The 2490-nt window shown below is 45.9% G+C and carries 1 protein-coding gene; it reads left to right on the top strand.

Annotation, left to right across the window (positions count from 1 at the left end):
• Positions 1-259: 259 nt before the first annotated feature.
• The gene (gene lepA / locus Q0541_RS27710) at positions 260-2071 is read left to right on the top strand and encodes a translation elongation factor 4 (protein ID WP_298918824.1); all 1812 of its coding nucleotides are present in this window, start codon (positions 260-262) and stop codon (positions 2069-2071) included.
• Positions 2072-2490: the final 419 nt, after the last annotated feature.

The raw sequence follows: 2490 nt of genomic DNA, 5'->3' as shown, positions 1-2490 counted from the left end.
GCTGGCGCTTAGGGCGTAGCTATGCCGCAGGCTTTACGGCTACGCTCAGGACAAGCTCAGTAACCAGAGGGGCAGGAGAGCAGGAGAGATAATAGTAACTCTTAACTCCCCCATTCCTAACTCAGCACGGGCTAAACCATAACTATCCGCTAACGGAACTCAGCACTAAAAGCTAGGAGCGTCTTGGCTAAGAAAGCATTAAAATACATTAAGTAAATTGCTCTTTTAACTTTGGTTGCTGCTTAGGCAAAGATAGTATATGACTGACGTTCCCGCAGTTCGCATTCGCAATTTTTGTATTATTGCTCACATCGACCACGGGAAATCAACCCTTGCCGATCGCTTGCTGCAAGCTACTGGCACTGTTGGAGACCGACAGATGAAGGAACAGTTTCTCGACAATATGGATTTGGAACGGGAGCGCGGGATTACAATTAAGCTGCAAGCTGCCCGGATGAATTACACAGCCAAGGATGGTCAGCAGTATGTGCTGAATTTAATTGATACTCCAGGACATGTGGATTTCTCTTATGAAGTCTCCCGCTCTCTTGTTGCTTGTGAAGGAGCGCTATTGGTAGTAGATGCGTCCCAAGGTGTGGAAGCGCAAACTTTGGCGAATGTATATTTAGCGTTAGAGAATAACCTGGAAATTATCCCGGTTTTGAATAAAATTGATTTGCCAGGGGCTGAACCAGAACGGGTAATTGGGGAAATTGAAGAAATTATCGGTCTAGATTGCAGTGGTGCGATTCTGGCCTCTGCTAAAGAAGGAATTGGTATTGATCAGATTTTAGAAGCAGTTGTCGAGCGGATACCGCCACCGCCTAATACGATAAATGAACGCTTACGGGCGTTAATATTTGATAGCTATTACGACAGTTACCGAGGAGTAATTGTGTATTTCCGGGTGATGGATGGCACCGTGAAAAAAGGCGATCGCATCCATTTAATGGCATCCGGTAAAGAATTTGAAATTGATGAGTTAGGCGTCCTTTCTCCTACCCAAAAGCAAGTTGAAGAACTGCACGCTGGGGAAGTAGGCTATTTAGGAGCGGCAATTAGAGCTGTAGCTGATGCCCGGGTGGGAGACACAATTACTCTAAGTAAGGCGAAAGCGGAGTCACCCTTACCAGGTTACGCAGAAGCCAACCCGATGGTTTATTGTGGGATGTTCCCCATTGATGCTGATCAATTTGAAGACTTGCGGGAAGCCTTAGAAAAGCTCGAACTCAACGATGCGGCGCTGCACTACGAACCAGAAACTTCTAGCGCGATGGGGTTTGGTTTCCGTTGCGGGTTTTTGGGCTTGCTGCATATGGAAATTGTCCAGGAACGGCTAGAGCGAGAGTATAATCTCGATTTAATCATTACAGCCCCCTCGGTGGTTTATAAGGTAATCACCCTGAAAGGGGAGGAACTGTACATCGATAATCCCAGCCGTCTACCTTCTCCCAACGATCGCCAAAAAATTGAAGAACCCTACGTCCAAGTAGAGATGATTACGCCGGAAACCTATGTCGGCTCCTTGATGGAGTTGTCACAAAATCGCCGTGGCATTTTCAAAGATATGAAATATCTCACCCAAGGACGAACCACCCTCACTTACGAACTCCCCTTGGCGGAAGTTGTGACTGACTTTTTTGACCAGATGAAGTCGCGATCGCGCGGTTATGCCAGCATGGAATATCACCTGATCGGCTACCGTGAAAATCCTCTGGTAAAGCTGGATATCATGATTAACGGCGATCCCGTAGATTCCTTGGCGATGATTGTACACCGGGATAAAGCTTACAACGTCGGGCGCTCAATGGCAGAAAAACTCAAGGAACTAATTCCCCGCCATCAATTTAAAGTGCCAATTCAGGCATCTATTGGCAGTAAAGTTATCGCCAGCGAACACATCCCCGCCTTGCGAAAAGACGTGCTAGCCAAGTGCTACGGTGGTGACATCAGCCGGAAGAAGAAACTATTACAGAAGCAAGCAAAAGGTAAAAAGCGAATGAAATCTGTAGGTACAGTGGACGTACCCCAGGAAGCCTTTATGGCAGTACTGCGCTTGGATCAAAACTAATTTAAAAGTGCTTACTCAGAGACAATTGGCTGCGGCTACACCTCAACCTGAAAAAACATAAAACAGCCCTAACCCCCTTCCCTACTAGGGTTGGGGGAGTCAAAGCCCGATACATAGTTCTCCAGTCTTGCGCCATTGCTCGAACTGCTCAAATAAATAAGTCGCATTCAGGAATACCATCTAGTGAAGTTGTTTTCACTTCGATCCAATAGCTCAAATCCCAAATTGTTTTGCCATCAATTTCGTCAAATTCATCAAAATAAACAAACTCAGATTCAAGTTCAGACGCTTCAAACGAAAAATTGGGAAAACGAGTTATACCAATTCACGAAAACCCTGATACAGATAGATTTCTCGTAGGGGCATGGCAATGCCCATACGTGTCAACTTAAGCTCAAACGCTTACACAACATACGTTT

The sequence above is a fragment of the uncultured Nostoc sp. genome (assembly GCF_937863485.1).
Classification (GTDB): Bacteria; Cyanobacteriota; Cyanobacteriia; order Cyanobacteriales; family Nostocaceae; genus Nostoc.
This window is presented reverse-complemented; position numbering and strand designations above follow the sequence as displayed.

Coding starts and splice junctions, on each gene's coding strand:
- lepA (WP_298918824.1), top strand. CDS start 260: ATGACTGACGTTCCCGCAGTTCGCATTCGCAATTTTTGTATTATTGCT.